At 59.9% G+C, this 25,254-nt stretch carries 17 protein-coding genes; all 17 read right to left on the bottom strand.

All coding sequences use genetic code 11. The annotated features are described in order from the left end of the window. Positions 1-65: 65 nt before the first annotated feature. Positions 66-992 carry a ketoacyl-ACP synthase III gene (locus tag J9870_RS07945; protein WP_210645142.1) on the bottom strand — a complete coding sequence of 309 codons (927 nt, stop codon included), beginning with the start codon at positions 990-992 and terminating at the stop codon, positions 66-68. A gap of 330 nt (positions 993-1,322) precedes the next feature. Continuing rightward, positions 1,323-4,217: a TIGR00180 family glycosyltransferase gene (locus J9870_RS07940; RefSeq protein WP_210643423.1), complete on the bottom strand. Its 2,895-nt coding sequence runs from the start codon at positions 4,215-4,217 to the stop codon at positions 1,323-1,325. A gap of 63 nt (positions 4,218-4,280) precedes the next feature. Further along, entirely contained in the window at positions 4,281-7,862 is a 3,582-nt protein-coding gene (locus tag J9870_RS07935) for a glycosyltransferase (RefSeq protein WP_210645140.1), read from the bottom strand. A 110-nt stretch (positions 7,863-7,972) separates the two neighbouring features. Next, a complete protein-coding gene (locus tag J9870_RS07930) occupies positions 7,973-9,538 on the bottom strand; it encodes a flagellar hook-associated protein 3 (RefSeq protein WP_210643422.1) in 1,566 nt (521 codons plus the stop codon). 13 nt (positions 9,539-9,551) lie between these two features. Then, on the bottom strand, positions 9,552-11,618 hold the full coding sequence (gene flgK / locus J9870_RS07925) for a flagellar hook-associated protein FlgK (protein WP_210643421.1): 2,067 nt from the start codon (positions 11,616-11,618) through the stop codon (positions 9,552-9,554). Between the two features lie 10 nt (positions 11,619-11,628). Next, positions 11,629-12,933 (bottom strand): flagellar assembly peptidoglycan hydrolase FlgJ, encoded by a 1,305-nt coding sequence (flgJ, locus tag J9870_RS07920; RefSeq protein ID WP_210643420.1) that lies wholly within the window; start codon positions 12,931-12,933, stop codon positions 11,629-11,631. A 10-nt stretch (positions 12,934-12,943) separates the two neighbouring features. Beyond that, entirely contained in the window at positions 12,944-14,014 is a 1,071-nt protein-coding gene (locus tag J9870_RS07915) for a flagellar basal body P-ring protein FlgI (RefSeq protein ID WP_210645138.1), read from the bottom strand. A 45-nt stretch (positions 14,015-14,059) separates the two neighbouring features. Beyond that, positions 14,060-14,755 carry a flagellar basal body L-ring protein FlgH gene (gene flgH / locus J9870_RS07910; protein WP_210643419.1) on the bottom strand — a complete coding sequence of 232 codons (696 nt, stop codon included), beginning with the start codon at positions 14,753-14,755 and terminating at the stop codon, positions 14,060-14,062. A gap of 51 nt (positions 14,756-14,806) precedes the next feature. Beyond that, complete coding sequence (flgG, locus tag J9870_RS07905) at positions 14,807-15,592, bottom strand: flagellar basal-body rod protein FlgG (protein ID WP_210643418.1); 786 nt, start codon at positions 15,590-15,592, stop codon at positions 14,807-14,809. 49 nt (positions 15,593-15,641) lie between these two features. Further along, a complete protein-coding gene (locus J9870_RS07900) occupies positions 15,642-16,379 on the bottom strand; it encodes a flagellar basal body rod protein FlgF (RefSeq protein ID WP_123342203.1) in 738 nt (245 codons plus the stop codon). Positions 16,380-16,649: 270 nt separating this feature from the next. Further along, entirely contained in the window at positions 16,650-20,156 is a 3,507-nt protein-coding gene (locus J9870_RS07895) for a glycosyltransferase family 2 protein (protein WP_210643417.1), read from the bottom strand. Beyond that, complete coding sequence (locus J9870_RS07890) at positions 20,153-20,905, bottom strand: class I SAM-dependent methyltransferase (RefSeq protein ID WP_210643416.1); 753 nt, start codon at positions 20,903-20,905, stop codon at positions 20,153-20,155. Before J9870_RS07890 ends, J9870_RS07895 begins: the two co-directional genes overlap by 4 nt. A gap of 4 nt (positions 20,906-20,909) precedes the next feature. Further along, positions 20,910-21,689 (bottom strand): phytanoyl-CoA dioxygenase family protein, encoded by a 780-nt coding sequence (locus J9870_RS07885; RefSeq protein WP_210643415.1) that lies wholly within the window; start codon positions 21,687-21,689, stop codon positions 20,910-20,912. Further along, positions 21,686-22,243, bottom strand: a complete 558-nt coding sequence (locus J9870_RS07880) for a GNAT family protein (RefSeq protein ID WP_210643414.1) — start codon at positions 22,241-22,243, stop codon at positions 21,686-21,688. Before J9870_RS07880 ends, J9870_RS07885 begins: the two co-directional genes overlap by 4 nt. Then, a complete protein-coding gene (locus J9870_RS07875; protein WP_210643413.1) occupies positions 22,240-23,220 on the bottom strand; it encodes a hypothetical protein in 981 nt (326 codons plus the stop codon). Before J9870_RS07875 ends, J9870_RS07880 begins: the two co-directional genes overlap by 4 nt. Beyond that, complete coding sequence (locus J9870_RS07870) at positions 23,213-23,971, bottom strand: WbqC family protein (RefSeq protein ID WP_210643412.1); 759 nt, start codon at positions 23,969-23,971, stop codon at positions 23,213-23,215. Before J9870_RS07870 ends, J9870_RS07875 begins: the two co-directional genes overlap by 8 nt. Continuing rightward, positions 23,968-25,086, bottom strand: coding sequence for a DegT/DnrJ/EryC1/StrS family aminotransferase (locus J9870_RS07865; RefSeq protein ID WP_210643411.1), 1,119 nt, complete (start codon positions 25,084-25,086; stop codon positions 23,968-23,970). Before J9870_RS07865 ends, J9870_RS07870 begins: the two co-directional genes overlap by 4 nt. Positions 25,087-25,254 lie beyond the last annotated feature (168 nt).

Below are 25,254 nucleotides of genomic sequence, written 5' to 3'. Positions count from 1 at the left end.
CGCGGGCAAAAAAAATAGCGCCACAGGCCAACCTGAAGCGCTATCTAAGGAAGAACATGAGTCGATCAATCGCGATAAAGAATCGCCGATCCCCACGACAGGCCCACACCGAACCCGCTGATCGCCACGCGCTTCCAGTCAGCATCCAGAACGTGCTTTTCCAGCAGTAGCGGAATACTCGACGAAACGGTGTTACCGGTCTCGACCATGTCCTTGATGAACTTCTCTGGCTCACCCTCGAAACGCCGCGCCACGGCATCGACAATCGCCGCACTGCCCTGGTGGATGCAGAACGCATCGATATCACTGGCTTGCAGTGACGACTCATCCAACAATTCGTGCAAATGAGCGGGTACTTTCAGCAAGGCAAAGTTGAAGACCTGGCGACCGTTCATGAAAAACACCCCGTCGCTGACCTTCAGGTGTGGCGCGCCGGAACCATCGGTACCGAACTTGGCCTTGCCCAACTGCCAGGTGGCGTCCTCGGCCATCCAGGTTGCCGTGGCGGCATCGCCAAACAACATGGTGGTGTTGCGGTCTTCAGGATCGACGATTTTCGAATACGGGTCGGCGGTAACCAGCAGCCCATTCTTCAGCCCTGCAGCCTCCATGAAGCCTTTCAGGGCATAGATGCCGTACACATAGCCCGAGCAGCCCAGCGAGATATCGAACGCCGCCACATGGGTCGGCAGCCCGAGTTTGTCCTGCACGATGGCGGCGGTATGCGGCAACCCCTCTTCGTCACCGTTCTGGGTGACGACGATCAGCGCGTCGATTGACTCGCGCGAAAGCTGCGGATTGTTGGCGAACAATGCATTCACTGCTTCGACACACAGGTCCGAGGTTTCCTGGTCGGCGTCTTTGCGCGGCAGGAACGCCGAACCAATCTTGCCAAGGATGAATTCTTCATCCTTCTCGAATTTGGCACCCTGAGCGTAGTTATCCACACCAGCGGTCGGCACATAACTCGCTATGCTTTTTATGCCAATCATCATGGCTTCCCGATCATAAACTGCGACTAGGTTCACCCCCAAAAGCTCAGGGGCGCTTCAAAATAGTTGATTTTCCAAGGGGCGGACGCCTTGTCCAGCGAACGAACAGGCCTCCACTCCGGGGAATACAATACAGTGAAGATGCACTTTGTGACCTATGCGTCACGCCGTTTTGTTCTGGAAAGGCATTTTTTCATGACAAACGAAGCCGTGTCATTTCCCGCGACGGTATTGAACACTGGACAGAAGTCTTGAGGATGGCGGTGCAATTGGACAAGAACGCCGGCAGTTTTACCTGCCGGCGTCAATGGAACGCCTCACAAGGCGCAGTTATGCCAGCAATTCGGTCCAGGGTACGTTGCGCACCGGTCCCAGGGTGAAACCCGCGCCTTGCAACGCCAGGTTCCCGTTGTAGAAACGATCCTGGGCGAGCGCCTCGGACCACTTCTCACGCAGCGCCGCACGCGCCTCTGGCGTACTCGCCAGCACGCCGGACTGGATGACCTGCACGTGTGGCGTCCACACCGTCAGGTACCCGGCCTGGCCGACTCTGAGGCACAGGTCCACGTCACCCAAGGCCGCGTCGAACAAGTCGCTGTCTATGCCGTCAGCAGCATTGAATAACTGCTTGGAAATCATCAAGCAGGCAAAAGACACCGCCGAGCAATTCTGCTCGACGACCAACCGGTTCATGTAACCTCTGGCAGTCTTCGGCTCGCCGATGAATGCCGAGCCAACGACGTCATTCAAGCCCAGGATCAGACCGGCCTGGGTGATACGGCCATCGCGTTCGATCAGCTTGGCACCGACCACGCCAACTTCCGGACGCAAGGCCTGATTGAGCAACGATTCGATCCAGTTGACATTGACCACTTCGCTGTCTGCCGCCAGGGTAACCAGATACTCGCCCTTGGCTTCCTGGCTGGCAGCGTTGATCAAGGACCCGGTTGCCATGCCCGGCTCGATATCCAACAAGCGAACACGACTGGCCTGATGCCCCTGCCCCTGAAGCCAGGTGCGCAGCACGGCGTTATCTGCCGCAACGGCGCCGAGCAATACCTCGTAGCGCTGATAGCGGGTGCGCTGCAGCACGCTGAGCAGGCAACGCTGGAGCGTCGTCAGATCGCCAACGCCGTGGACGATGATCGACACCAGGGGGCGTTCGGCAAAGCGGTAGTCGATTTTATGCGTACCCGGCACTACCGAGCTCACGTCAGCTTGATAACCGCGAACCGCCAGATGACGCAGCAATGTCTTGCGCTCATCGGCATTCTCTCCCACCGGCAATGCCAGGCAAGTCAGCAGAGGCTCATCCAGGTGGGCAAGTCCCTCCAGGCCGTCCCGCTCGATCAAACGCAACAGCAGGTCGAACTCCATCGCATTCTTGAACTCGCGCGAATAGCCGCCGAGTCTTACCAGCGTCTCGCGGCGTACCAGCCAATGGCGGGCCATCAAGGCCGGGGAGCTTTGCAACAAGTCAAGGTTGAACCCTGGCCGGAAAACATCGGCCAGCGTCCCGTCAGGCTGGCGCTGGAACTCATCCATCGCCACGGCTTGGCATTGCGGCGCGGCCAGCAATTCCACACCCGCGCGGAACAGACCGCCCGGCGTCAATTCATCACCGGCCTCGGCCAACACCATCCAATCGCAATCGCTCTGGCTGACCATCTGATTGATTTTGTCGACGTAATTGCTTTCGTTGACTTTGACGAAATGCAGGACTTGCTGTGGCGTCGTCTCGGCAGGCAGGTCACCGGTGGTAAACACGACAATCTTGAATGCCCGGCAGTAGCCATTGATGATGCTGTCGAAGGTGGCCTGCATCTTGAAGACGTCGGCCTCCAAGTCCAGGATCAAAATGCCAAACGTCGGGCCACCGTTACGAGCGGCCAGGTACTTGGACACCTTCTGGGCTTCACTCGCACTCGGTTCACGCGCCTCGAGCCAGCGCAGCAATTGACCGGAGCGCGTAGCGTCGAACAACCTCGCGGTATTTTCAAACGCTGCCGCCTTGAGCCGTTGTTCCCAAGCCTGGAGCATTTGCACGTAGCGCTTGTCACCCTTGGCCTGCATGACCTCGAGCAGTTGCTTCACCAGATCCTGGTTGAAGGCATAGCTCAGGAAAGCCCTGGCTAGCTGTTCATCGAGCGGCTCGGCGCTGGTATTGCGCTGGGGACGAGACAGCTCCTTCTGCTTGAGCATGACCGCTTCCAGCTCCGTCAACTGCACGCGGCCGCTGGGTGCTGCATGAAGCAGGAATTCCAGAGTGCTGAGCACGTCAAAAAAAGCCTGGTTATAGAAAGGCATCTCAACGTATTGCGTCGGTTCGAAACGCCGAACCGGTTCACCACGCCGCGAATCCCAGATCGACTCGAACAGCTTTTGGCTCTGCGGCACCGAACGCCCAGCCAGCTTCTTGACGATGGCTCCGGTATGTTCTCGCGCCGCAGCATCCACGCCGAATGCACTGGCCAAGGTCGTTGCCATACGTTCCTGCTCAGCGACCGCACGCAAGTCCTGGGAACCAGGCGCCGTGGCGACCGAGTCCTGCGGCTTCGCCACGCGGCTTCGCTCATGCAGGCCATAAGGAATGGCCAGCAAACGAACTCCTGCCTGCGCCACCAACCCATAGCAATGGCCGGCTTCCTGCAACCGCGAGTCAAAACCGGCAGGCAACGAAGCGTAGCTGCGTCGCAGGGTTTCAGTGCGCGTGAGTGCATTCACCAGGGATGGGCAATCCTCGACAAATGCGGCCAGCCGGGTGTCGACCGATGCGCCGGAATAATCTTCACAGCCCTTGCGATCGAGCAAGTAATAGTCGACACGGTCGGCATGGGCCTCGAACGCCAGGCTGTAGCCTTGGCAGGCACTGTATTCGGGGTGTGTTTCCAGGAAACCCAACGCTTGTTCAAGAGCCTCGGGCAGCAGGAAACTCTCGGCATCGGCAATCGCCAGGTAAGGCGTGACGACTCGCTCGACGGCCTGACGGACCTTATCGCCGAAACCAATGGCCGTGGGTGCGTGCAGGTATTGCACGCCGGGGAATGCTGCCGTGATATCAGTGTGGATCCGGCTCGAGGAGTCGATGACCAGCACCGCGAACGCACTGTCGCGGTAGTGGTGCAACGCCCGCCGCAGGGCAGTCGACTGGTCGTGAGCGAGCAGCACCAGGGTAAACCGTTCATTCAACGGCGCAGTCGATCCTGTTGGGACATTGCTTTGCATATTGATTCCTTAACGAGTAGGTGCCCGCATCAGCGACACCGGGAATTTCGCGGTTGAAGCTGATCAATCCGGCAGCCAACCATTGGCCCAGTACTGCAGGTTATCGCCGCGCAAGATAAAGTCGCGCAGTACCACTTCACGTAATTCGTCACCCATCCGGTAACTGGCAATCGGATCCGCCAGGTGCATACGGATGGCCTCAAGCCATTCTTCGGCGCTGTTGGTGAGGACCCGGGTACAAGGCAGGTGCCCCCGGTAAGCCTCGGTATCCGAACAAATGACCGGATAGCCGCACGCACCGTATTCCAACAGGCGAAGGTTGCTTTTGCAGTCGTTGAAAATATGAAATTCCAGCGGCGCCAAGGCCAGGTCGAGATTCAGGCTGGCCAGCTTCGCCGGATAAGCCGCCAGGCTCACGCCAGGATGAAACTCATGGATATAGGGCTTGAGCAAATCCGGGCACATGCCGAAGAACACCCATTCGACTTCGTCAGCCAGCTCGCGCACGACATCAGCAATGAGCTCCAGGTCACCACGGTGGCTGGTGCCGCCGCCCCAACCGATACGCGGCTTGCTTGAGGTGGCACGCTGACTTCTGAGCTGGTGCCACAGGCCGGCAGCGAGCATGTTCGGCACCACGCGGATGTCGTGGTGCATGCTGGACAAGACGTCCGCCAGCGGATGGGTGGACACGACAACCCGATCACACAGGCCGATCCCTTGGCGCAGCAAGTCCTCAAGGTTGTCCGGCATGTTGCGGCGGTGTTCGTTTTTTTCCGGGACCTTGGCGATGTAGTCATCCAATTCGTAGATGCGCATGGCGTTGGAGTAAGTCTTGACTTGAGTAATGTCCTTGAACTTACCCACGTTATAGCGTCCCTGAAGGATGATCACATCCGGTGACTGGCGCTCGATGTCGATGATCGAGGGCGTATCGTAGGCAACACGCCCCACGATTCGCCCCGCCGCTTCCAGTTCGAACAGCGGCTGGCTGACCCGGTAATGCCCCACCGCCGAGGTATTGACCGCCATCCCCAGGATCGAAGGGACATTGCGGGTGATCAACGGATTCCAGCCGGTGCGTGGTCCGGGCTCAAGACTGAAGCTTTTCCCGGTCAGGGTCAGGTTACGGTTGTAGGCCGGATCGTTGGCGATCCTGGGCAACCAGCGCTGATAGAACGCCTCTTGCTCGTGCTCCAGCCGCTGCTTCCACGAGGGATCACGATTGACTTCCACGCCGGACGCCAGCACGACATCACTGTAGGGTGTGGTGACGATCAGGTAACCGTTTTTTCCGACCTGCTGGCATAACTCAAGGGAGTTGATGCGCTGCGTCGTGATCGACTCATCGAACCCACCGGCCTCCTCCAGAACGTGCTTGCGCACCAACAGGCAGTGATCGCCGACAGCGCTCCAGTTCTGCACCGTCTGCAAGCGTTGCATATAGCCGCCAGACGTTATCGATTCATTGACGAAGGCCCTGCCCGCCAACCCACCCAGCCCCATGATCATGCCGGAGTCGATGACCCGGCCTTGCTGGTTGAGTGTGCGAGGCCCAACGATACCGACCTCGGGACGTTGCCCGTGATTGAGCAGTTCTTCCAGCCAGGCGGCTTCCAGCACGATGCAATTGGGGTTGAGCAACAACAGGTATTCGCCACGGGCGTGCTGTGTGGCGAAATTGCGGATCACCGCCTCGCTGGCACTTTCGGGGTGCAAGAATATTCGCAACTTTTCACTGCCCAGCTCAGCCATGGCCCGTAGCCAATGCTGCAGCTCGGCGCTTTCACTGGCGTTATCGACAATGATGATTTCGTAGTGCGGATACGCGGTCGTACTGATCAGGCTGTTTACGCAGCGCTCCAGCGCACTCAGGTCATCCTTGACACTGATGACGATCGACACCAGTGGTCGCTCGGCGAACAGGTATTCAATGCGCGGGATCAACGCCAGCAGCGGCCCTGGGTGGAGCCGGTGCGGCACACCGATACGCTTTAGATGAGCTTCGATCAACCGGGCGTTTTGCTCGATGACCTCAGGCAACGACAGCCATTGGGCGAACGAAAACGTCGACTCGACCTGGACTTCAGGAATGTGACCAACGACCTGCGGCCCATCCGTTTCCACCAGTCGCCAGATCAAGTCATGGGGTGCCAGTTCGCCCAGGCTCGGATCGAATCCACCACAGGCCAGGAATCGGGCACGCTCGAAAGCCAGTGTCCGACCGACATAGGGATAACCGCGCATCAGGTCGAGATTGAAGTCGGGCTTGAAGATCGGCTCCACCGACTTGTCATCCACCAGCGCCCCTTCATCGCTGTAGAGACAGGCAGCAGCCGGCGAGCTGACAATCCGGTCGGCCATGATCAGGAGCGCCGACTCGGTCAAGCGATCGCCGGCACGCAGCAGGTAGAACCAGTCGGCACCGTCCAGTTGAGGCAACAGCCCATTGAGCTGTTGCGCCCAGTCCGCTTGCAGCCCCAGGCGCAGGACATGGTTGTCCACCGCCTGGCGACCATTGGACAGCAGCAGCACCGATTCGCAGGCATAGGCCTGGGCCGCGATACTCTGCAGGGTAATACCCAACGCATAAGGATCGTCCTGCGCATCGATAATGATGGGGATGATCATTGGACGATAGGTCCAGCGGGCGATCTGCCGGGACAGGACTTGCTTGCGCAATGGACTGAAACGTCGACACGCCAACCACTGCGCATAGAGGTCCGCGTAACTTTCGATGTCGGTGCCGACTTGCGAGCCGATGACACCCTGCCGAGTTGCAATGACCGAGTAGACGTTGATTTCTTCCCACTCGGGCGCCCCCGGCTCCTTGGTCTGCCCAAGCGTCTGGTAACGCACCCAGCCACTGGCTGGCGCCGGCTCGCCACTGCGCTGGGCCAACATTTCCTTGAGCCATGTCAGTTCTACCGTGGCAGCCTCAACCATCTTGAGCTGATGCCCCAGGCGCTCCGGATGTAACCGCTGGCCACTTCCCTCGGCGTAAAGCTGGACCAGATTACCCCGGCGCAACAGGCAAATGAACAAGGCAAAATCCAGGACTGCCTCGAAACCTTCACCGGGTCGCGCCAACGCTGGCAGCAAGGCCTCGACATCGGTGCGGCGCATCAACGCGCCACTCAAACCGCCGAGAATATTACGGGTGGTCTTTTCAAAATACGCCAGCATGTCGTTGCCGTTGAACATCGCATCGAACTGCGTGATGCCCGTGTTTTCAACACGCACCGGCAAGGCATAGTTGTCGGCATCGATCAGATGATGCTTGTTGATCACCAGCGATACTTGCGCATGTTCCTGCAGGATGGCCGCCTGTTGACTGACGCAGAACGCCAGCAACTGGTCGTCATCGCACAGGAACTTGATGAACTCGCCCCGGGACTCTTCAAGACAGCGCAGCAGGTTCTGCTGGAATCCCAGCCGAATCGGGTTGCGCAGGTAGCGCACCGCAACATTGGCGCCCACGCTTAGTTCCTGGACGATCCGCTCGATTTCATCGGTGCGGCAATCGTCGCAAATGACAATCTCAAGATTCTCGTAGGTCTGCTCGAGCGCGCTTTGCAAGGCGAGGCGGAAAAAGCGTGGGTGGAACGCGGGGATGGCAATGCTGACAAGAGGAGCTGATTTCACACGCATGGCTCTCAACCGGTGGGCGCCAACTCAGGCGAGAGCAGGACGTCCTGAATCGTATAAAAGAACGGGTCAGGGACCGCTTATAGCGTCACGGTCCCTGCCCTGGATCAGATTTTGTTGAACAATCCCAATTGCGTGATTTTGCTGAACGCCAACTGCGACGCCTGCAGCATAGTTTGTTGCAAGGTCAGGCGCGTCATCACTTCGGCCGCGTCGGAATCACGAATCGCCGACTGGGTCTGCGTGTTGGCCAGGACAAAGCTCTGATTGGTATCGCTCTGGGTATCGAGCGACTGGCCACGACCACCGACCGAACTCAATGCACTGGTCAACTGGTCAGTACCACTGGCCAGGTTACCCATGGCCGAAGCCAGTGCCGCATTCAGCTTCTGGCCGGCAATGTTGTCGCCATCAACCGGCGTGTTCAAAGCAGTCCGCAACTGATTCACAGTGTCCAGGATGTTCTGTGTCTCGTGGGTATTGACTGCAATGCTGAATTGATCGTTGGCGGCCGGGGCACCATTGAGCGTGAAGCTCACGCCGGATGCGGTGGCAACGTTACCCGCCAGGGTGCCGCTGGACACCGGCTTGCTGTCAGCGTTCAGTGGTGCTGCGTACAGGTCGAAATCCGTGGCACTGGTGAACTTCAGCACCGCCGCCCCCGTTGGGAAACTGGCGTGGTAGGCCACCGGATCGGTGATTTGGCTACCGGTGATCTGAGTCGCAGTGGAGTTTCCCGGACTGCGAGCCGGGGTGAACGTGTCGGGTTTAGCGGCCAGGGTGAAGGTGTGACCGGGCAACACCGTGCCGGCAACGTCGCCCGCTTGAAGGTTGACGTTCAAGGTCAGGTCGACACCGCGAAAGCTCACGGTCTGCCCGGGCTGGCTGTTGGGGTCGATGACACCGCCCTTGCTGGCTTCGGCGGTCACATCGTTGCCGCCCGAATCAGTGATTTTCAACTGGGTGCCACTGGCGAATTCCACTGTGTACGGCTCGCCGCTGCGGAACTGGCTGTTGTAGGTCACGCTGGACGAAACTTGGCCGTTGCTCAGCACCACGCGACCGTCATCCACCGCCGGCGCGGTCATGGTGACCTGGCTGCGACTGGTGTTGACGGCTTGCTGGAACACTTCCCAACCGGTGCTGTTGGTGGCCATCGACATGGTGTCGCCGATCGGCAGGTCAAGGGTGACCTGGTCACCGTTGTAGCTGTAGGTCCCGTCGTCGTTGCGGGAAAACGGTACGACATCGCCCTTGGAACCGGAAAAGATGTATTTGCCGTTTTCATCCTTGGTGTTCATCAGGCTCAGCAACTGATCTTCGATCGAGCCCAACTCCGAAGCGACCGCCTTGCGATCTGAGTCGGTGTAAGCAGCGTTACCGGCACTCACAGCCAGTTCCTTGGCGCGCTGCAGCACATTGCCAATGCTGGTCATGACCGCTTCGGTCGTGCCCAAGGTCGCCTTGATGGTGGTGACGTTGGCTTCATATTGGGAAAGCATCGAAGCCTGGTTGCCCAACTGCAGCAGACGCGAAGCGCCCACCGGATCATCAGCGGCGGTGTTCACACGCACCAGACTGCTGGCTTCCTCGCTGGTCTTGACCACCTTGGCGAAGTTTTTCTGGTAGTTCGCAGCCGTGCTTTCGTAAAACTGAGAGGTAGAAATGCGCATGGGCTACGGCTCCTTAAAGGCTGTTGATCAATGTGCTGAAGATTTGCTGCGCCGCCTTGATGATCTGCGAAGACGCCGTGTAGTACTGCTGGAACTTGACCAGGTTGCCGGTTTCTTCATCCAGGTCCACGCCTGACAACGAATCGCGGGCAGTCTTGGCGTTGTCCAGGATCGCGCCGGTGGCGGCACTGTCGAGCTTGCCCTGGGCAGCCTTGGCGCCAACACCCTCCACCAGCTTGCCGTAAGCATCGTTCAGGGAAATACCCTTGCTGGAGGACCCCGTGTCGACGGTCTTGGCGGTCTGCAAGCCGGCCAGGGCGGTGCCGTTACGATTGTCCAGGCTGCCGGCCTGGCTGAGGCTGACACTGATGGAGGCGCCATTGGACGGCGAACCGGCAATGGACATGTCAAACGCGACGGTGCGTTGTACCGGCGGCACGGACGAATCCATGATCGGATTGCCACTGGCATCCTTGAGCGGAACACTCAGGCTCAGTGTGTTGCTTTCGCCCGGTTTGATCGTCCCGCTGCTGATTGGGGAGCCCTTGGCATCCAGCAGTTGGTAAGCCTGGCTGGTGCCATCGGCGGACGTCGCGCCGAACACCACCTTGACCGGCATGGAATTCTTGATGCCGTTCTGGATGATGGTCGTGGTGGCGGCGTCGTAGATGTCCAGCTTCGTGGTCATGCTCGGCTGGCCGCTGGCAGGGATGGTCAGCGTACCGCTGCCCCCTGGGACGATGGCGGCGCCCAACGGCGCGGCAATCGCCAGCCGCTTGGAGTCGGTCATCTCGGTCTTGATGTTCGCCGCCTCGTTGCGGGTCGGAGTGAGCTTGAATGTGTCGCCGGCGGCCGCGGTGCCGTTGGCAAAAGTCATCGAAAAACCGTCGATCACCGGTGGCGGCGTGGTTGCGGTGTTGAACGCGCCCATCGAGGTGCCGTCGGGCAGGCGCTGGACGGTGTAGTCAGTGCCGCTGGTGAACGTCACCTTGTAGTCGTTGGTGGTCAGCTTGCCGGAGTCTTCGATGGCGATGTTGAAGTTGCCGGAGCCAGCGCTGTTGTTCAACGAGGCAACGCTGCGCTGACTGATCTGCGCGGCGCTGTTGATGTTGGTGAACAGGTTGGAGCCAAACGCCCCGTTCATGTCGATGCCCGACGCCTGGATGCTGTTCATCTGGTCGGCGACCACCAGGGCCACGCGCCCCAGTTCGTTCATGGCCGGGTCGAGCACGGTATTGCGGTAGCGCATCAGACCGCCAATTTCGCCGCCAGTGAGCACCGACGTCAGGTCCATGGAGCTGGAGCCGCTGTTGAGCTGGATGCCAATGCGCCCCGGGTCGTTCTTGTCCGGCACGGCTTCCAGGGTATTGACGGTATTGCCCATCACCAGGGGTTGGCCAGAACCCAGGTAAATGTCCAGGCTGCTGCCGTTCTCGACGACCTGCGTGCCGGTGAAGGTCGAGAGCTGGCGAATGGTTTCGCTGCGCGCATCGAGCAGGTCGTTGGGGGCGCCACCGGAGTTGGAGACTTCGGCGATTTTCTTGTTCAACTGCGCAACGGTGGCCGCCAGGTTATTGACCTGGTCGACCATGCTGCTCAAGTTGCCATTGATGTTCGTGCTCTGCTCCGTCAACTGGTTGGAAACCGAGTTGAAACGGTTGCTAAGGGCCTGGGCATCGCTGAGCAACAACTGACGGGAAGCATCGTCACCAGGCTTGGCGTTGACGTTCTGCACCGAGGCGAAAAACTTGGTCAGCGCGCCGTTGAGACCGGTGCCGCTATCCGACAGCAGGGAGTCGAGCGGGGTGATTTGCCCCTGATAGGCCGCCGCGTCGCTGTTGAGCGACGTGGTGGTTTTCAATTGTGCTTCAAGGAAGGCGTTATACACCCGGCGCACATCGGCCAGGGTCGTGCCGGAACCGATGAACACGTTGCCGTACTGGTTCGACGCCTTGGTGGTCTGCACGGTCTGCTGGCGCGAATAACCGGCGGTATCGACGTTGGCGATGTTGTTACCCGTGGTCACCAACGCAGTCTGGCTTGCTGACAGACCCGACATCCCTATATTGAGCAAACTCATGGTTCAGACCTTATAAAGTCGTGGTGGCGCCTGCCGAAGCGTAGTTTTGGTAACTCGTCATCTGCCGGGCTATGTTCGAAATCTTGCTGGCGTAGTGCGGGTCGGTGGCGTAACCGGCCTTTTGCAACTCGCGTACAAACTGTTCCGGGTTATCGGCCGACTTCAGTACATCTTGATAGCGACTGTTGCTTTGCAGCAGATTGACCAAGTCATGGAAACTGTCGCGGTACGAAGCGTAGGAGCGGAACTCGGCCGTCTCCTTGACCATCGCGCCATTGCGGAATTCGCTGGTGATCGCCCGGGCCGAATCACCCTTCCAATTGGCGCTGGCCTTGATGCCGAACAGGTTGTGGCTGCTGCTGCCATCGGGCTGGCGCATGACCGATTTGCCCCAACCGGTTTCCAGGGCAGCCTGGGCCACCAGATAACGCGGATCGACACCGATGCGGTCGGCGGCTTCCTTGGCCATTGGCAGCATGGCATTGACGAATTCATCAGCATCGCGGAAGGCCTTGCGCGCCGGTGCCAGCGGTGGCTGGGCCATGGCGCGACCATAGACCTGCATGTCGCCTTTCGGCTCGGCAGCCTTGAGCGCGGCCAGCCAGTCACCATTGGCCAGTTCGCCAGTAGCAGGTTTAGCGGCGGCGACGGCGCGATCCGTCAGGACGTTCTGCGCAGGCACATCGGCATTGGTCGAGGCCGAAGGTACCAGCCCGGCGAGCAGACGATCGGCCAGTTTCGGCGGCAAGGCCAAGCGACGCTGGTTGATCAATTCCATGTCGTTGCGGTGAGAGCCCTCACCCGCCCCTTGCGGCGCATTCACGGCCCGGGAAGCCCACAGCGGGCGCTGGCCGTTGGAGCGCGAAAGAGGACCGTCGGGCAACGTACCGGCCGCCACTGGCGTTGGCACGGCTGCCTTGGCGACCTTGTCCAGCGCCTCTTGCTGCTTGGCAGCCGACAAGCTGGCCGCCTCGCCTGGCGCCAGCGGTTTATTCTTGGACATCTGGCGCAGCAGCACATCGGCCAGGCCGATACCACCGCCCTCGCGAGACATCGAAACCGCCAGTTGCTGGTCGTACATTTCCTGGTACTGCTTGGCTTCAGGCGTATTGAGCGGATTGTCCTTGCCCAGCGCATCGGTGGCCGAACGCATGGACTTGAGCATTTCGCCGAGGAACAGCGACTCGAATTCCTGCGCCACTTTACGCAGGTTGCCGTCGCTGTTCTTGTCGCCAACCTTGAGCTGGTTCAGGCGGTTCAGGTCCGAGTAGGAACCCGAATCCCCGCTGATCAATGTGCCCTTGCGCATATCCATGGCCCGGTCCTCAAATCACGATCAGGTCGGCTTGCAACGCGCCGGCCTGCTTCAAGGCTTCGAGAATCGCCATCAAGTCGCCCGGTGCCGCGCCGACCTGGTTCACCGCCCGGACGATTTCATCCAGGGTAGTGCCCGGGCCGAACTTGAACATCGGCTTGGCTTCTTGCTCGGCATTGACCCGTGAACGGGGGACTACGGCGGTCTGACCGTTGGACAACGGGCCAGGCTGGCTGACGATCGGGTCCTCGGTGATGGTCACGGTCAGGCTGCCGTGGGTTACGGCGGCCGGAGAAACCTTGACGTTCTGGCCGATCACGATGGTGCCGGTGCGCGAGTTGATGATGACTTTCGCCACGGCCTGGCCCGGATCGACTTCGAGGTTTTCCAGGATCGACAGATAGTCGACCCGCTGGCTCGGATCCATGGGCGCGGTGACGCGAATCGAGCCGCCGTCGAGGGCCTGGGCCACGCCCGGGCCAAGCATGTCGTTGATCTTGTCGACGATGCGCTTGGCGGTGGTGAAGTCGGAGCGGTTGAGGTTCAGGGTCAAACTGTTGCCCTGGTTGAAGCCGCTCGGCACCGCACGTTCCACCGACGCACCACCGGGGATGCGACCGGCCGACGGAACGTTGACGGTGATCTTCGAACCGTCGCGCCCCTCGGCATCGAAACCGCCCACCACCAGGTTGCCCTGGGCGATGGCGTAGACGTTGCCGTCGATACCCTTGAGCGGTGTCAGCAACAGGGTGCCGCCGCGCAGGCTCTTGGAGTTACCGATGGACGAAACGGTGATATCCACCTGCTGGCCAGGCTTGGCGAACGCCGGCAGGTCAGCGCTGACCGACACCGCCGCGACGTTCTTCAACTGGACGTTGCCTGAACCTGCCGGCACCTTGATACCGAACTGCGACAACATGTTGTTGAAGGTCTGCAGGGTGAACGGAGTCTGGGTGGTCTGGTCACCGGTACCGTTCAGGCCCACGACCAGGCCGTAGCCGATCAACTGGTTGGAACGCACGCCGGAAATGCTGGCGATGTCCTTCAGGCGCTCGGCTTGAGCGGTGAAGGCTGCCGACATCACCAGGGCACCGATCAACAGCTGTTTAAGATTCAACTGGGCCACCTAGAAAGGGAACTTCGGGCTGAGGAAGAAACGGTCGAACCAACCAGGCTGGCTCGCATCGGCGAAGGCACCGGTGCCCGAGTAGGTGATGCGTGCATCGGCCACCCGAGTCGACGAAACAGTGTTGTCGGTGGCGATGTCATCGGCGCGAACCATGCCGGCGATGCGCACCAGCTCGTCACCGGTGTTGAGGGTCAGCCACTTCTCGCCCCGCACGACGATGATGCCGTTGGGCAACACATCGGCGACGGTCACGGTGATCGAACCGGTCAGGCTGTTGCTCTGGCCGGACTTGCTATCGCCCTTGGTGGCCCGGTCGGAGCTGTAACCGGCGTTGAGGCTCAGGTCATTGCTCCCGATCGGGTTGTTGGTGGTCAGGCTGGAACCGAACAACGACGTCAGGCCGACGCTGGTGTCGCTGGTCTTGTCGATCTGCGAGTTGGCGTTCTTGCTGGCCTGGGTCCGCTCGTTCAGGGTGATGGTGATGATGTCACCGACCCGGAAGGCCTTGCGATCGCTGTACAGGTTCTGTTCGAAACCGGCCTGGTAGATCGAGCCATTGTTGGCGGCAGCCGGCAACGGCGTGCGCGGCAACACCGGAGCGTAGTACGGGTCATTGGGCTTGGGCGTTGGCCCGACACAGCCCGCGAGTGCGGTGATCCCACTCAGTGCCAGAACAGATACGAAGCGATTCATGACCCTACCTCTTGGTGTTGCAGGCGACCTCAGGCCGCCTCATAGACGTGATTACAGATTCTGCGTAACGAACGAGAGCATCTGGTCGGCGGTGGAGATCACCTTGGAGTTCATCTCGTAGGCGCGCTGGGTGGTGATCATGTTGACCATCTCCTCCACGGTGCTCACGTTGGACGTTTCCAGGGTGTTCTGCAGCGTGGTACCGAAACCGTTCAGACCCGGTGTACCGACTTGCGGCGCGCCACTGGCAGCGGTTTCCAGGAACAGGTTGTTGCCCACCGCTTGCAGGCCGGCCGGGTTGATGAAGTCGGCTGTCTGCAGGTTGCCGATCACTTGGGAGGCCGGGTTGCCCGCCACCGTGATGGACACGGTGCCATCGCGGCCCACGGTGAACGTCTGGGCATCGTTCGGGATAATGATGGCCGGCTCCAGGGCGAAACCGCTGGCGTTGACGATCTGGCCGGTGGAATCGAGGTGGAACGTACCGTCACGGGTATAGGAGGTGGTGCCGTCCGGCTGCAGGATCTGGAAGAAACCACGACCGTCGATGGCCATGTCCAGCGGCTGCTCGGTGGTTTGCAGGCTGCCGGCGGTGAAGTTTTTCTGGGTGCCGACAATGCGCACACCGGTACCCACTTGCAGGCCCGACGGCAGTTCGCTGTCTTGGGTCGACTGGGCGCCTGGCTGACGCTTGACCTGGTACAGCAGGTCCTGGAACTCGGCGCGATCACGTTTGAAGCCCGTGGTCGAGACGTTCGCCAGGTTGTTGGAAATGGTCGTCAGGTTGGTGTCCTGGGCGGACAAACCTGTTTTGGCAACCCATAGAGCCGGAAGCATTCGATTCTCCTCGTACGCCTGTTTTTCGGCGCAACGCTGTAATTAATGGTTAGATCTGCAAGACCCGGGCCATGGCCTCGTCGCCTTCTTTGGCGGTGTTCATCATCTTGACGTGAAGCTCGAACTGCTTGGCCAGGGCCAGCACCGAAGTCATCTCATCCACGGCGTTGACGTTGCTCGCTTCCTGGAAGCCGGACACCAGCTGCACGTTGCCATCGATGGGCGCCGGCTGGCCGTCCTTGGTACGGATCGAACCGTCCAGGCCCTTGGTCATGTTCTTGAGATCCGGGTTGACCAGCTTGATGCGATCGACTTCAGCCATCACGCGCGGACCTTCGCCCATGGCGCGGATGCTGATGGTGCCGTCCTGGCCGATTTCGATTTTCTGCTCCGGCGGCACGGCGATCGGACCGCCATTGCCCATCACCGGCATGCCGTTGCCGGCCCGCAACACGCCCAGGGCGTCGACGTTGAGGCTGCCAGTGCGCACGTAGCTTTCACCACCATCGGGATTCTGCACGGCCATCCAACCCGGCCCGCTGACCGCGACGTCGAGGTCACGACCGGTTTCCACCAGCGCGCCCGGCGTGAAGTCGGTGGCAGGCCGCTCGGACATGGCAAATGCCCGCGCCGGAAAGCTGTCGCCAAATACCGGCATCGAGCGGGCCTGCTCCAGGTCTTTCTGAAAGCCGTTGGTGGAGATGTTCGCCAGGTTGTTGGCATGGGCCCGTTGTGCCAGTGCGTTCTGGCTGGCGCCGGTCATTGCCACATAAAGGTACTTGTCCACTGTCGTTCCTCTGCATGCCGGACGTTTGCCGTCCACTGCTGTGTTGCACAGCCTTAAGCAATTTGCAGACCAACTCCTCCCAGACGCCACGCAGGCCGATAAACAAAGGGTTTGAGGGATTCGGTGGGGTTGTGGAAATGTATTGAAGACGAAAAACCGGCGCACTTATGCCGGTAAGTGGCAAGTCTCAGCCCTTGATGCTCTGCGGGCCAGGTCGGATTGATGACCGGGCGGCTGGGGCGCACTCCCCTGCCGCCTCTGAGGTCTCCGTCAGTCAGGCATCCACCCCTTGACCCAGTGCGTCGCATAGGCATCGTCGAAGACCCAATTGTCCAGCACTTGCTCGCGCAGTCGCGCGGCTTGCTGTCGCGAGGCGTGCCGATCAGCCAGATGATCACGAATAGCCTCCAGCCATTGCTCTCGGCTGTTAGCTACTCGCGTGATGGCGAGATCGCCCAGGTAATCGGCGGTATCGCTGCCGATCACACTGTAGCCGCAAGCGCCATATTGCAGATGATCAAGCAGGCTTAACCCTCCCTCGGCCCAGCCGAAGCCCAGGGGTGCGAGGACAATATCCAGATTGAGGCTTGCCATGACATCGGGATTGTCGTGAACGTCCTCATGAACCTCGCTGGCGAGCGGCCGCAGGTACGCAGGCACATCGCCCCAGAGCACCCACTCCACTTGACCGGCCAGCGCCTGCATCAGCTCGATGATCAACGGCTGAACGAAGGGCTGCATCGGGTCGATATCGCAGCCTATGCGAGGGATGTCAAACGTCTGGCGCGCATTGGGGAGGTTGCGCCATCTGCTATCCAGACGCGTTTCCAGGACGCGAATATCGTGGTGCAGTCCGGCACAGGCTGCCGCCATCGCAGGCGTCGCAACAATGATGCGGTCGACAAGGCTCGCTGCTTGCTGCAGTGAGGTCGTCCATCCCGGGGTCGCCGGAGCCAGCGCATCCAACTCGAGGACCTTGAAGGCTTTGGAGAGGGTATTGATGCGCTCCATCTGCTCCAGACGCAGCGGGTCGGCCTGATGCTGGAAGACAATGACATCGGGGTTGTAGCGCGCAAGCGTCGTTGCCGGTAACAGGCTGTTGCTGATGCATCCTTCGATTTTGCCGTAGTCACGCAAAGCAGTGAACGGCTCGACAATACGCAGATTGGCGGCTTTTGCCGACTTCGCAGGATGTACCAGCACCACCGGAAGCGGGCGCCAGGACAGCGGGCGCCAGGTCAACTCGTTGACGGCTTCCAGCTCGAAGCCGGCACCACGCAACGACAGGTTGCTGTTGTAGGCGGGATCATTGGCCAAGACGCTCAGCCATTTGCTCAAGGCCTGCTCTTGCTCCATGGCGAAGCGTTGCTGGTTGAGCGGGTCCTTGCCGACACTTGACCAGGTCGCTTCACCCTCATGCAAGAGCACGGCATGAGGTGTCCAGACATTCAGATAGCCAAGGTTCGCCACCTTCAGGCACAGGTCCAGGTCATTGCAGGTGACCTGGAACTGCGCGTCGTCCATACCACCGGCTTCCAGGTAGATCGCTGTGCGGATCATCAGGCAGGCTGCACTGACTGCGCTGGTGTTTTGGTCGACCAACAGGCGTTGCATATAGCCACCGCCGTTGGCAGCCTGATCGACGAATGGGCTCCCAGCGGGGCCGCGCAGACCAGTGATCAGACCAGCATGCTGAACGGTGCCTGCCGGGCTAATCAACTTGGCGCCGACGATACCCACTTCGGGACGCAAGGCGTGGTTGAGCAGTTCGTCCAACCAGTCTTCGCGGATGATTGCCGTATCGTTGTTCAACAACACCAGATACTCACCGCGCGCCTGGTTGGCTGCCAGATTGTTCATGGCACTGAAGTTGAACGGATAGGGGAAGCGGATGACACGAACCTTGTCACCCCCGATCGACTCCATCTCGCTCAGCCAGGTGAGCGCCTCTTCGGTCTCGCTGCAATTGTCGATCAGGATAATCTCGAAGTGTGGATAGCGGGTCTTCGACAACAGGCTTTCCACGCAGCGCTGCAGCAGCGGCAATTGGTCCCGGGTAGGAATCAGGATCGACACCAGGGGCTGCTGGTCATGGCCGTACTTGATGTGGTAATGCCGGGTCGGTTCCTGCTGGATCCTGGCGCTCGTGTAGCCGCGATTGCTCAGGTGCCGTTGCAGAGCAAGGCACTCGTCAGGGTTATTGGCAAGGGTGGGTGTGTTGCTGACTACCAGCGGTTCACTCAGGTGAGCAATACCATTCATGCTCCCGACTTCGATCAGTCGCAGGATCAGGTCCAGTTCAAGCGCTTCGGGCACCTGCGGGTCGTAACCGCCGACTTGCAGCGCCAGCTCCCGACGGACCAGCCAATGGTTGGCCATGGTCAATGGCAGACTCAAGAGGTAGTCGAGGTTGATGCAAGGCCGCAAGACCGCTTGCGGGCCATTCTCCGAGCGATACATGCCGTCGCAATAGATCATCCTGCAGCCATTGGCACCCGGCAGTTCCAGATCGAGCATCAACGTGCCGGCGGGCAGGACCTCGTCGCCAGCCGTTAGCAGCATGATCCAGTCGCTGTCGTCTGCCTGCAGAATTTCGTTCAGCTCGACGGCGCCTGGCTGAGCGCACGTCAGCCAGTGCAGGCTAGCGGGCAGGTCGGCAGGACTTGGCGCAGTGCTCAAGACCACCATGCGCAAGCTGATGGAGGAGCGCGATCGCCACAGTGCAAGACTTTCAAGGGTGTCGCTCAAGGCGTTGAAATCGCCCAGGGGGTCGCGTATCAACAGCGTCAGGCTGGTTTGTCCGCTGAGTTGTTGACGACGCCCGTCGACAAGCTGTTGCTGGATCGGCGTCAGTACGCGGTTGCGCAACCAGTCCTTGACGGAGGGTACACGGGCGTCAATGGCATGCTGGACGGCAACCTGCTGAGTGATATCGATGAAACGCTCCAGCTGTGGCCAGAAGGCCTTTTCGAGCTCCAGCCAGCGCCTGCGAGCCTGCAACACTGTTGCGCGGGCGCGCTCCAGTCCACCTGGCTCATCATAGAGTGCCGAGCCCGCGTCACCGAACTGTTCAATGAACGGCTGGGTCTTCACGTGACCGCCAGGCATGTAGACAACCGGGCAGCCACAGAGCATGGCTTCGGTGCACGTCGCTGAGATTTCGTAGCTGTAGAGTGTTGAAGCCGTCCGAAAAATCTGCGCCAGCTCGGTCAGCGTCTTCGGGTTGGCCATGCTCAGGACTTCGATATCGTCCGGCAACATCGAGTAGTCGACCTTAGACCTGTCGATGCGGTGCAAATACAGATAGTTGCCGCTGCGCTGCACCGACTCGGTTGGCGGTGAAAACAATTCCGAGTCGATGACAGGCAACAGGAGCAGGTTGCTGTTATCGCTGTCGCCACCGAAATCCTGGGTGTAATAGAAAAACAGGTCCGTTTTTTGCGCCTTGATCGCCCGACCAGTGAGGAAGCCTTCACGGTTCAGAATGTAACGAGCCACGATCGGTGCGCCTATCGGGTTACCGTCCACCACCTCGGAATACACAGCAATGGGCGCCAAGCCCAGCGACCGATGGTGCCGGCGCAACTCGTCGGTAAGGATCGGGGTGCGCAGTTTCGGATTGACCTGGCATGGCGTGAGGTAGGCCTCGTAACCGGACAGGTTCAGAACGTGACACAGGTAGTGCAATACGCACACACCCGAGGAAGTCTCCCGATAGTTGGGAGCGGCGATGTAGTAAGGGTGACGCGGCTTGCCGTGCAGGGATGGGGTGGTCATACGGTTGCCTTGGGGCTGGAGGGCTGCTCACAAATGACAAAGACACTGGCGCACAGGTCTGGATAGACCATGCCCAACGCATGGCAGGCATCCATGAAACGATCATCGATCAGCTGGGTTTCCAGGGCCTTGTCCAGCTGGAAGTTGGCCAGCGGCTTGAAGAACACCCCGCCGCGGTGGCTCACGCGCCAACCGGCGCTGCGTACTTCGTGATCGAGGGTGTCGAGGGTGTAGGTGACCCGATGGCCATGCAGGCGCTCGCCCTCGGTCACGGCACTGTTGTGTTCGATCAAGCCCATCTTGACGGCGATCTGCCGCGAAGGGGCATTCGCGTTCGGCACAGCGATGAACAGGCGACCGCCAGGGGCGAGCCAGTTGTGCACGCGCTTGAGCACCGCCTGGCGGTCGTCGAGGTGCTCCAGGGTGTGGATCAGGAAAATGTTATCGAAGCGCGGTTCCAGCTCGGCTTCCTCAAAGGTACTGCAAACGAACTTGACGCCTGAACCGACTTTGTTCCGGGTGACCTCGATCAGATCGCTGGCCGCTTCGATGACCGTCAGGTCGGCAAAGCGTTCGGCGAACAGCGTCGTAAAAGCACCTTCGAAGCAGCCCATTTCCAGGGTCGGACCCTCCGCCAGCCAGGGGCCGAAGCTGTCCAGCATGTAGCGTCGCAGGCGCGCATCGAAATCGTAGAAGTAGCTGCGGTGAGCGTTATCCTGAAACTCTTTGTTGTAATCGCGTACGGACATGGCGTTATTCCTGGCTTTTCCTGTAGAAACGACGTTCTTCAGGCTGGTACCACTCATGGAGGGTCGAGGGAGTACGGGCATACCACCCCAGCAGTTGTTGCATGCTCGGTGTTTGCGAGCGGCAGAAGTCTTCGCCCAGAGCTCGGCAATAATCGAACTGCGGTTTGAAATAGCTTCGCGTGAAGGTCAGCGTCAGGCAGCGTCGCGGCTGGTCGGTACGATTGACGCCGGCGGCGTGCCAGATACGTGAGTCGAACAAGTAGATCGAACCCGCGCTACCCAAGGCCTTGCGGGCCTGAGTCTCGAACACCTGAGGGTCAGGCTTTTCAGGGGCGGCGTGCGAGCCCGGCAGAAACAGGGTCGCCCCGTTGTCGACCGTGAAATCGTCGAGCAATACCAGCGCCTGGGCCATCTGCATGGACTCGGCTGACCAGGAACGCACGTCCCGGTGCACATTACGCACGTAGGCGTCGGTGCTGTTCAGGTTGTTCAGACCGCCAAACGAATTGAGGATCGCGGCACCGCCGAGCATGTGTTGCAAGACGTCGACGATCCCCCATTCGGCAAATCGATCGAGCAACTCAACGAAACGGGTATCCGGCGCAAGTATATGGTGCGCGGTCTGTTCGGTTCGCTGGGTAATACCGTTCTCCAGCTGTACCTGACGGCAACGGTCTATGGCACGGCCCAGGTCTTCGCGCAGTTGGCCGAGCAGCGGATCAGTGATCAGGGAGGGCAGGCAGACGTAACCGTTCGCTTGCAGCTCCTGCAAGACCGGATTCATAGGCTGTCTCCCCGCGCGGCTTGCCAGGCGCGGTACTCTTCGGCGCTCACGCCAAGCATGATGCGGTCCCAGCGCTGGCCCTTGCGGTAATACCATTGGCGCTGCACGCCCTCGATGACCCAAGGGGTCTTGCGCGTGTAGGTCGCCAGTGACGCTGCGTTGTACTCAATGATGGTGGTCGAGAGACGGCTCAGGCCCAGTTCGTCGAAGGCATAACGCATCACCGTGGCAATCACGTCGGTGCCATGGCCTTGGCCGCGCAGGGACGAGTCGCCGATCATCATGCCGTGTTCGGCTGTGCGGTTCTTCCAATCGATGCCGACCAGATTCGCCGTACCGATCAGGCCGTGGCCCTGGACCTCTATACCGAAGCGCTGGTTGAGCGGGTCGCTCTTGAGACCCAGTAGCCACTCCCGTTGCGCCTCCCGTGAGGTGGGGAAATGCCAGCCGCCCAGCAGGCTCCAAAGGGCTTCGTCGTTGGACCATTGATGCAGCAGTGGCAAGTCCTCAAGCTCCAGTGCCCTGAGCAGGATACGTTGGCCTAGAATGCTCATGATTTCCCCATGTTCTGAAGGATGGCGTCGGCAAGACGATTCATGTCGTCGACGTTATATCGCTGGTCGATCGGCAGCGGCAGCAAGCATTGTGCCCAGTCTCTTTCAATGGGCGGCGATGTCGGACTACTTAGCACTTCGCGCCAGTAGCTGGGCACATAGATGTGCTGCTCCAGCAGTTGAGCGCGCACCCGGGTCGCCGTCTCGGCGGACTTGACCAGCAGCGGGTAACACAATGCGGCAACTGGTTGCGCGGGCCAGTCGGTAAAGCGGTTGCGGTGGTCCAGGCGTCGGCGCAGTTGCGCCAGGTTGTCTATCCTGCGCCTGGCTACTTCGTGGTAATCGATGCTATCGAGCAGGCGGGCGGTACTGGGAGACATGGCCTTGACGCCGTCGTTCTCCAGCGCCTGCTCCAATGACTGGAACATCGCATAGTGATGTTGAGGAGGATCTTCAAGGCGCCCCAGCAGTGCGCCAAAACGCGCCTGGGAGCTGCTTCTCTCAGCTTGAGGCAGATCGGCCGGGGCATTGGCCAGCCACCCACCGTCGGCAACGCCGACGAACTTGCGTGGTGAATACAGCGTTGCAACCCCAGACTGCGGCGCAGAAAACAGCGCCTGGGAGTTGTCGACGATCAATTGCCTGCCATAGCGCACAGTAAGCACCTCGCCAATGTAGTCGGCCTTGAGCCCGAAGTAATTGACGAACAGCAACGCCTCATCGGCTTGCAGGACTGGGAGGTCCCGCAGCTCGAGCCGTTCGGACAGTGTGTATTGCAGCACCTCGACGCCGGATCCGCACAGCACGTCCTGCATGACATCGCAGATGTAGACAGGCAGATGAACCCGGCGCAGGTTGCGCGCCAACACCAGTGCCTTGAAGGCTGAGCGAGCTGAGTTGAAGGCAACGGCCTGTGGGTAAGGATGTTGCCCCTTGCGCAGCTCCAGCTCGAAATAACCGCCGATGGCTTCAGGCACGGACAATTTCTCCACGTTTCGCCCAGGCCCCCACGGTCTGCGCGTCGTTGTACATCAACACGTCGAGAATCGACAGGCCGGGCACGAAGGGTTGTTCACTGCGGCCCTGTTGGTAGTCGGGCAAGGTGGCCTTGAGCAATTCAAGGGTGATACCGGCCTGCTGGAAGGCTTCGGCCCGGTAGAGGTGGCCGCCGTTGAAGGGGTTGAGGTAGTGAGTGCCTGCGCAGGCCTGAATCACTTCGAGTACCCGATCCTGAGCTTTGCTGTCAGTGGAAATCGACAGCTCGCTGGAACGGATGATCGGCGTTTGCAGCCCGATCAGGCAGCAGCAGGCCCGTAGTATCCGTTCGTTGAGTTCGGCAATGTTCTGGGCGGGCTCGACCAGCAGCGCTTCCAGCCACGCCAGCATGCGCGCAACGTAGGGTGCGCGGCGATAGGCGAAGCTCAGCTTGTTGAGGATATCGCCAGGGTCGAATGTCTCGGCAACACGCTTTTCCATGATCTGCTGAGTGTGACTCCCCTTGGTCAGCGGCACTCGGAACCACTTCGGCTCTTGTTCCAGCAGATAGCGGTTGCGTTCGATCCAGCCGTTCTTGATGAACTGCACATTGTCGTAGATGACGAAACAGTCGACGGCGGCGATCAGCTGGAAATAACCCAGGTATGGCAGGAAATAAGGTTGCATGAGTGCAATCCGATATTGCTGGCCGGCTGCCGGGGCGCGCACATTCGAGATGTGGGCCAGGCTCATGCCGTCCGGGCCTTGAGCAGCACCTCGATGATCTGCGCCTGGGTCTTCGGATCGAGATCCGGATAGATCGGCAGGCACAGTACCTGGCGGGACACCTTGTAGGCATTCCCCAACTGAGAGAGATCCGAGCTGGGAAGGCCGCGGTACATCGGAAACTCGCATATCAGCGGATAGAAATAGCGACGCACGAGGATGTTTTCTGCGCGGTAACGGTCGTACAACTCGTCCCGACTCACTCCAAAACGCTCACCATCGACCAGGATCGGACAATAGGCATAGTTCCAGTCCAACCCCTGCGGTTGCTCCAGGAGGCTGATACCGTCTATGCCTTCCAGAGCGCTCCGATAATACTCGAACACCTTTTGTCGACGGCTGAGGGCCTCATCAATGAAGCGCAGTTGCAGCACGCCGAATGCGGCCTGCAACTCGTTCATTTTCCCGTTGATACCAGGGGCCATGACCGTGACTTCATCGGCAAACCCGAAATTCTTCAGGTAATCGATGCGTCGTTTGATTTTTGCGTCAGGGCAGATGATGGCGCCGCCTTCGAAGGTATTGAATACCTTGGTGGCGTGGAAACTGAGAATCGACAGATCGCCGTTGTTGAGAATGCTTTCGCCGTTGTGTCGAACACCAAAGGCATGCGCGGCATCGTAGATAACCTTGAGCCCATAGGTGTCGGCGACGGCCTGGATACCCTCGACATCACAGGGAACACCATAGCAATGAACCGGAAGAATCGCTGAAGTAGCCGGGGTGATGGCTTCGGCGATACGCCGTGGATCAAGGTTCTTGGTGACCGGATCGATGTCCACGAACACTGGCTTGAGATTGTTCCACAGCAGCGAGTGAGAGGTGGCCACGAACGAGTAGGGCGTAGTGATGACCTCCCCAGTAATGCGTAAGGCCTGGAGTGCCGTCACCAGGGCCAAGGTACCGTTGGAAAACAACGAAAGATGCTGGACGCCGAGGTATTCGGCCAACTCCCGTTCCAGTTGTTCGTGGAAAGGGCCTCCATTGGTCAGGCGCTTACTGTCCCAGATTTGCTGCAGGTAAGGCATGAACTCTTCCAGAGGAGGCAGCAGCGGGCTGGTAACGGTGATGGAATCGGCCATGAAGACACTACTCTGGGTGACTGAAAAATGGCGCACGGCTCAGGATTTGCCCTGACGCGGCGTTGCATCGCGGTCTATATCGGCAGGCTGCAACGCCATGAAACCGACAGCCGACGCTTGATGTGCGGGTACTCCAGCAAAAAATCGGCCAACTCCTGTGGCGAGGGG

This window comes from Pseudomonas sp. Tri1, assembly GCF_017968885.1.
In the GTDB taxonomy this organism is placed as follows: Bacteria; Pseudomonadota; Gammaproteobacteria; order Pseudomonadales; family Pseudomonadaceae; genus Aquipseudomonas.
The sequence above is the reverse complement of the archived record's forward strand: the minus strand, read 5'-3'. Positions and strand labels throughout refer to the sequence as shown.

Excerpts from the sequence above, each read along its gene's own strand:
- J9870_RS07945 (WP_210645142.1), bottom strand. The coding sequence starts at position 992 with ATGATTGGCATAAAAAGCATAGCGAGTTATGTGCCGACCGCTGGTGTG.
- J9870_RS07940 (WP_210643423.1), bottom strand. The coding sequence starts at position 4,217 with ATGCAAAGCAATGTCCCAACAGGATCGACTGCGCCGTTGAATGAACGG.
- J9870_RS07930 (WP_210643422.1), bottom strand. The coding sequence starts at position 9,538 with ATGCGCATTTCTACCTCTCAGTTTTACGAAAGCACGGCTGCGAACTAC.
- flgK (WP_210643421.1), bottom strand. The coding sequence starts at position 11,618 with ATGAGTTTGCTCAATATAGGGATGTCGGGTCTGTCAGCAAGCCAGACT.
- flgJ (WP_210643420.1), bottom strand. The coding sequence starts at position 12,933 with ATGGATATGCGCAAGGGCACATTGATCAGCGGGGATTCGGGTTCCTAC.
- J9870_RS07915 (WP_210645138.1), bottom strand. The coding sequence starts at position 14,014 with ATGTCGGCAGCCTTCACCGCTCAAGCCGAGCGCCTGAAGGACATCGCC.
- flgH (WP_210643419.1), bottom strand. The coding sequence starts at position 14,755 with ATGAATCGCTTCGTATCTGTTCTGGCACTGAGTGGGATCACCGCACTC.
- flgG (WP_210643418.1), bottom strand. The coding sequence starts at position 15,592 with ATGCTTCCGGCTCTATGGGTTGCCAAAACAGGTTTGTCCGCCCAGGAC.
- J9870_RS07895 (WP_210643417.1), bottom strand. The coding sequence starts at position 20,156 with ATGACCACCCCATCCCTGCACGGCAAGCCGCGTCACCCTTACTACATC.
- J9870_RS07890 (WP_210643416.1), bottom strand. The coding sequence starts at position 20,905 with ATGTCCGTACGCGATTACAACAAAGAGTTTCAGGATAACGCTCACCGC.
- J9870_RS07885 (WP_210643415.1), bottom strand. The coding sequence starts at position 21,689 with ATGAATCCGGTCTTGCAGGAGCTGCAAGCGAACGGTTACGTCTGCCTG.
- J9870_RS07880 (WP_210643414.1), bottom strand. The coding sequence starts at position 22,243 with ATGAGCATTCTAGGCCAACGTATCCTGCTCAGGGCACTGGAGCTTGAG.
- J9870_RS07870 (WP_210643412.1), bottom strand. The coding sequence starts at position 23,971 with ATGAGCCTGGCCCACATCTCGAATGTGCGCGCCCCGGCAGCCGGCCAG.
- J9870_RS07865 (WP_210643411.1), bottom strand. The coding sequence starts at position 25,086 with ATGGCCGATTCCATCACCGTTACCAGCCCGCTGCTGCCTCCTCTGGAA.